General features: G+C 39.2%; 5 protein-coding genes. 4 read left to right on the forward strand and 1 reads right to left on the reverse strand.

Annotated elements, in window-relative coordinates; genetic code table 11:
• The first annotated feature begins 15 nt into the window (after positions 1-15).
• From QEZ38_RS04110 to QEZ38_RS04120, 3 genes are all read left to right on the forward strand, one after another.
• Complete coding sequence (locus tag QEZ38_RS04110; protein WP_281335121.1) at positions 16-2,562, forward strand: M1 family metallopeptidase; 2,547 nt, start codon at positions 16-18, stop codon at positions 2,560-2,562.
• A 114-nt stretch (positions 2,563-2,676) separates the two neighbouring features.
• Positions 2,677-3,348 (forward strand): response regulator transcription factor, encoded by a 672-nt coding sequence (locus QEZ38_RS04115; RefSeq protein ID WP_281335117.1) that lies wholly within the window; start codon positions 2,677-2,679, stop codon positions 3,346-3,348.
• Positions 3,341-4,675 carry a sensor histidine kinase gene (locus QEZ38_RS04120; protein WP_281335118.1) on the forward strand — a complete coding sequence of 445 codons (1,335 nt, stop codon included), beginning with the start codon at positions 3,341-3,343 and terminating at the stop codon, positions 4,673-4,675. The genes QEZ38_RS04115 and QEZ38_RS04120 overlap by 8 nt, the downstream gene beginning before the upstream one ends.
• 109 nt (positions 4,676-4,784) lie before the next feature.
• Here the strand turns inward: QEZ38_RS04120 and QEZ38_RS04125 are convergent, their stop codons facing one another.
• Positions 4,785-5,060: a DUF3270 family protein gene (locus QEZ38_RS04125; RefSeq protein WP_001145235.1), complete on the reverse strand. Its 276-nt coding sequence runs from the start codon at positions 5,058-5,060 to the stop codon at positions 4,785-4,787.
• A gap of 388 nt (positions 5,061-5,448) precedes the next feature.
• Between QEZ38_RS04125 and QEZ38_RS04130 the strand changes: the two genes are divergently transcribed.
• A partial coding sequence (locus tag QEZ38_RS04130) for a transposase (protein ID WP_281335119.1) occupies positions 5,449-6,000 on the forward strand: 552 nt, incomplete at its 3' end.

Here is a 6,000-nt window from a genome sequence, read left to right on the forward strand (position 1 = left end):
GAATAGGAGAAAATGATGCAAGCAGTTGAACATTATATCGAAAAACTTGTTCCTGAACATTATGATTTATTTTTAGACTTGAGTCGTGAGACCAAGACTTTTTCAGGAAAAGTAACTATTACTGGTCAAGCTAAAAGTGACCGTATTTCCCTTCACCAAAAAGACTTGGAAATTGCTTCAGTTGAAGTAGCAGGTCAAGCTCGTCCATTTACAGTTGATAACGAAAACGAAGCCCTTCATATCGAACTTGTAGAAGCAGGTTCAGTTGAATTGGTTATTGCTTTTTCAGGTAAAATCACAGACAACATGACAGGAATCTATCCATCATACTACACAGTTGATGGTGTCAAGAAAGAAGTTTTGTCTACTCAGTTTGAAAGCCACTTTGCCCGTGAAGCCTTCCCATGTGTGGATGAGCCAGAAGCTAAAGCAACCTTTGACCTAGCTCTTCGTTTTGACCAAGCAGAAGGTGAACTTGCCTTGTCGAACATGCCGGAAATCAATGTTGAAAACCGCAAAGAAACTGGCATCTGGAAATTTGAGACAACTCCACGTATGTCTTCTTACTTGTTAGCCTTCGTAGCTGGTGATTTACAAGGTGTAACTGCTAAGACAAAAAATGGTACTTTGGTAGGTGTTTACTCAACCAAGGCACATCCACTTTCAAACCTTGATTTCTCACTAGACATCGCTGTTCGTTCTATCGAATTTTACGAAGACTACTACGGAGTCAAGTACCCAATTCCTCAATCTCTCCACATTGCCCTTCCTGACTTCTCAGCAGGTGCTATGGAAAACTGGGGTCTTGTGACTTATCGTGAAGTTTACTTGATTGTGGATGAAAACTCAACCTTTGCTAGCCGTCAACAAGTTGCTTTAGTCATTGCCCATGAGCTTGCTCACCAATGGTTTGGTAACCTTGTAACTATGAAGTGGTGGGATGACCTCTGGCTCAATGAAAGCTTCGCGAACATGATGGAATACGTCTGTGTGGATGCCATCGAGCCAAGTTGGAATATCTTTGAAGATTTCCAAACAGGTGGAGTACCTCTTGCTCTTGAACGCGATGCGACGGATGGCGTTCAATCTGTTCACGTTGAAGTCAAACACCCAGATGAAATCAATACGCTCTTTGATGGAGCTATCGTCTATGCCAAAGGAAGTCGCCTCATGCACATGCTTCGTCGTTGGTTAGGGGATGCTGATTTTGCCAAAGGTTTGCATGCTTACTTTGAAAAACACCAATACGGAAATACCATTGGTCGTGACCTTTGGAATGCTCTCGGACAAGCATCTGGTCGTGATGTAGCAGCATTCATGGATTCTTGGTTGGAGCAACCTGGTTATCCAGTTTTGACTGCTACAGTTGAAAATGATGTTTTGAAGATCTCACAAAAACAATTCTTCATCGGTGAACACGAAGATAAGAACCGACTTTGGGTAGTGCCACTCAATAGCAACTGGAAAGGTTTGCCTGATACACTTGAAACTGAAAGTATCGAAATCCCTGGCTATGCAGCACTTCTTGCTGAAAACAAGACAGCCCTTCGTCTTAACACTGAAAATACAGCCCACTACATTACTGACTATCAAGGTCAATTACTTGATGCTGTGCTTGCAGACCTAGTAGAACTTGATAACACAAGTAAACTTCAAATCGTCCAAGAACGTCGTTTACTTGCTGAAGCAGGGCACATTTCGTACGCAGACTTGCTTCCAGTAGTGGATCAATTAGCACAAGAAGAATCTTATCTCGTTGTTTCAGCAGTTTCACAAGTTATCGGAGCGTTTGATCGCTTTATCGATGAAGGAACTGAGACAGAAAAAGCCTTTAAAGCCCTTATTGCTAAACTGGCTCGTTACAACTATGACCGTCTTGGCTTTGAAGCTAAAGAGGGTGAATCTGATGAAGATGAATTGGTTCGTCAATTGACAATTTCTATGATGATTCGTTCAAATGACGAGGAAGCCAGTCAAGTTGCTAGCCAAATTTTCGAAGCCCACAAGGATAATCTTTCAGGACTTCCAGCGGCCATTCGTTCCCAAGTTCTCATCAATGAAATGAAACACCATGAGACTAAGGAATTGGTCGCAACTTATCTCGATCTTTATACTCATGCCACAGATGCTGCCTTTAAACGCCAATTGGCAGCTGCTCTTGCCTACAGTACAGATGCGGATAATATCCAAACCTTGATTGCTTCTTGGAAGGACAAATTTGTGGTAAAACCACAAGATTTGTCTGCATGGTATTATCAGTTCTTAGGTCATAAGGAAACTCAGGAACCAGTTTGGGCTTGGGCGCGTGAAAACTGGGATTGGATTAAGGCTGCTCTTGGTGGAGATATGAGCTTTGATAGCTTTGTTATTCTGCCTGCCCATGTATTTAAGACAGAGCAACGCTTGACAGAATACAAGGCCTTCTTTGAGCCACAACTTTCTGACCTTGCCCTTAGCCGTAACATCGGTATGGGAATCAAGGAAATCGCAGCACGTGTTGAATTGATCAAGCGTGAAAAAGCAGCAGTTGAAGCAGTTGTTGCTCAATATGGAAATGCTTAAAATTCAAAGGTTATAAAAGCTATAAAAACTCAACTTTCTCTTGAAAAAACAAGGGAAGTTGAGTTTTTTTTAAGATATTTTTGCTATAATAGGTATAATAAGGAGGAATTTTTGATGATCAAGATTCTATTAGTGGAAGATGACCTAGGCCTTTCAAATTCAGTCTTTGACTTTCTGGATGATTTTGCGGATGTCATGCAGGTTTTTGATGGAGAAGAAGGTCTCTATGAGGCTGAAAGTGGCGTTTATGATTTGATTCTGCTTGATTTGATGTTGCCTGAAAAAAATGGTTTCCAAGTCTTAAAAGAATTACGTGAAAAAGGGATTTCGACTCCTGTTCTGATCATGACAGCCAAGGAAAGTCTCGATGACAAAGGTCATGGATTTGAGCTTGGGGCAGATGATTATCTAACAAAACCATTCTACCTAGAAGAACTCAAGATGCGTATTCAGGCGCTGCTCAAACGTTCTGGTAAATTCAATGAAAACACCCTTTCCTATGGTGACTTGACAGTCAATCTATCTACCAATGAAGTTAAGGTTCAGGATACCTCTGTTGAGCTGCTCGGTAAAGAATTTGAACTCTTGGTTTATTTCCTCCAAAATCAAAATGTAATCTTACCCAAAACCCAGATTTTTGACCGTTTGTGGGGATTCGATAGTGACACAACCATCTCCGTAGTAGAAGTCTATGTGTCAAAAGTTCGTAAGAAATTAAAGGGCTCAGTCTTTGCTGAAAACCTCCAAACCTTGCGTAGTGTTGGGTATATTTTAAAACATGTTTAATAAATTTAAAAAGAATTGGTATGCAGAAGATTTTAGCTACTTTATCCGTAACTTTGGAGTATTTACTCTGATTTTCTCTGCTATGACTTTGATTATCTTGCAGGTTATGCACTCCAGTCTCTACACCTCAGTGGATGAGAAGCTTCTGTCTCTCAGTGGCAATCCTCAAGATGTCATCCAGTTGGCTGTCAATCGAGCAACAGATGAAGTCAAAGATCTCAATAGTCAATCCGTTCCTCCATCAACGGATAAAAAACCAACGGTCAGTTCCAATACAGAAGTGATTTTGTTGGATTCAAATTTGAATCAATTAGTGACTGGCAACCGCTTTTTAGGTCTTGATAAGATTACTTTTAATCAAAAGGATTTGAATCATATTCGACAACTTCATGTTCAGAATAGTTACGGTCAGGATGAGATTTACCGAGTGATTCTATCAGAAATAAATATCGATTCTGTCTCGACCAATATTAAGTATGCAGCGGTTTTGATGAATACCAGTCAGATAGAGCAAATCAGTCAAAATCATGAGCAATTAATCGTAGTCGTTATGGCCAGCTTCTGGATTATATCCATTCTTGCCAGTCTTTATCTTGCTCGCGTTAGTGTCAAACCCTTGCTTGAAAGTATGCAGAAGCAGCAGAGTTTTGTTGAAAATGCCAGTCATGAGCTACGTACTCCACTTGCTGTTCTTCAAAATCGCTTGGAAACTCTTTTTCGAAAACCGGAAGCTACTATTATGGAATCTAGCGAGAGTATTGCTTCTAGTTTAGAAGAAGTTCGAAACATGCGCTTTTTAACAACCAATCTCCTAAATTTAGCCCGTCGTGATGATGGTATCAATCCTGAACTAGGAGAAGTACAGCCAGACTTCTTTAATACAACCTTTACCAACTATGAGATGATCGCATCTGAAAATAACCGCGTTTTTCATTTTGAAAATCGCATCCATCGGACCATCATAACAGACAAGCTTCTTCTTAAGCAACTGATGACTATCTTGTTTGACAATGCTGTCAAGTATACTGAAGAAGAAGGAGTTATTTATTTTGTCATCGCTGCGACAGAGCGTAATCTCTATTTGTCAGTGGCTGATGATGGAATCGGTATTTCTGCAGTAGATAAAAAGAAAATCTTTGATCGTTTTTACCGGGTAGACAAGGCTCGTACTCGTCAAAAAGGTGGTTTTGGGTTAGGCTTATCTTTATCCAAACAGATTGTCGATGCTCTTAAAGGAACCATCAGTGTCAAAGATAACAAACCTCATGGTACGATTTTTGAAGTAAAAATCGCCATTCAAACACCATCCAAGCGTAAAAATAAATAAGAAAAGGCTGTGACTTAGAAAGCGGTAGACCAAGTATCGCTTTTCTAGTCGTAGCTCTTTAGCTATCGTAGAAAAAATAGGTCGGGACAAAAATCCCGACCTTTTGAATCTAATATAATTTCTTCTTAATCATTGAACGTTGAAAGTTTGATGCCGCTAAACTCAAGGCAATTGCTAGGCTAAAAGCCAGAACTGTATTAAACTTGAGTGCTAAAAAGATAAAGCTAAACAAGGCTAAAAAGACGCAAAAACAAGCAATGTTTACAAAGAAAAGAACTTCCTTCAAACTAGCAACGGAAGTGGTTTCTGGAACATAGTCTTGGTATAGCGTTGTTTGAGTTTCCTCTTCTTCAAACTCATACGATTGATATTTTCTTACGGGCATGATTCTCTCCTTAACAGTACTCTTTCATTTTACCATTTTTCAAGAAAAAAATTATTACAGTAAGGTTACAAAAAGAATAAGGTCTGTTTTCAAATGATGAAACAAATTTCTTGACACTCTTACCCAAAGGTGATACGATGGGTGAACAACTCAAAACATCTTGTCTGTTCAAGTTTTTGTAATGAGGAAGCGAAATAAATATAAGTAGCAATTGCTGGTTGTTTCCGTAGATTTAGAACCACTTTGTAGGATGAATGAAAAGATTTGCATGAAAGACAGATTTTTCTGTCTCAGATTGAAGACAAAGTCCTTGGAAGTCAAGTTTCTAAGGGCTTTTCTTTGTGTAAAGTCGTATAATAGAGGTAAGAAGAGTTGTGAGGTAATCCCTATGTTTCACAAAGAAAAACCTGATTATAATCGTAAGCAATATGGTTTCTATACAATAGACGAATTGGTCCCTAAAGATCACTTTCTTCGACAAGTTGATTCAAAGGTTGATTTTGACTTTATCTATGACTTGGTAGAAGATACCTATAGTCCAAATAACGGTCGTCCTAGTCTTGATCCCGTCATGTTAGTCAAAATTCCTTTAATCAAATGTTTTTATGGCATTCGTTCCATGCGCCAAACCATGAAAGAGATTGAAGTAAACGTTGCCTATCGTTGGTTTCTCGGACTAACTTTAGATGATAAGGTTCCTCATTTTACTACCTATGGCAAGAATTACAGCCGTCGTTTTCAAGATAAAGAACTCATTTCTGAGATTTTTTCCCAAGTTCTCAACCAAGCTTTGTATGCTGGCTTAATTGATCCTTCTGAAATATTTGTGGATGGTACCCATATCAAAGCAGCGGCTAATAGTCACAAGTATCGTAAGGAAATGGTAGAGCAACAAGCTAAATTTATGAGTGAACAATTGGCAGTTGAGATTGATTTAGAT

This window comes from Streptococcus taonis (genome assembly GCF_029948085.1).
Lineage (GTDB): Bacteria > Bacillota > Bacilli > Lactobacillales > Streptococcaceae > Streptococcus > Streptococcus taonis.

Excerpts from the sequence above, each read along its gene's own strand:
- QEZ38_RS04110 (WP_281335121.1), top strand. The coding sequence starts at position 16 with ATGCAAGCAGTTGAACATTATATCGAAAAACTTGTTCCTGAACATTAT.
- QEZ38_RS04120 (WP_281335118.1), top strand. The coding sequence starts at position 3,341 with ATGTTTAATAAATTTAAAAAGAATTGGTATGCAGAAGATTTTAGCTAC.
- QEZ38_RS04115 (WP_281335117.1), top strand. The coding sequence starts at position 2,677 with ATGATCAAGATTCTATTAGTGGAAGATGACCTAGGCCTTTCAAATTCA.
- QEZ38_RS04125 (WP_001145235.1), bottom strand. The coding sequence starts at position 5,060 with ATGCCCGTAAGAAAATATCAATCGTATGAGTTTGAAGAAGAGGAAACT.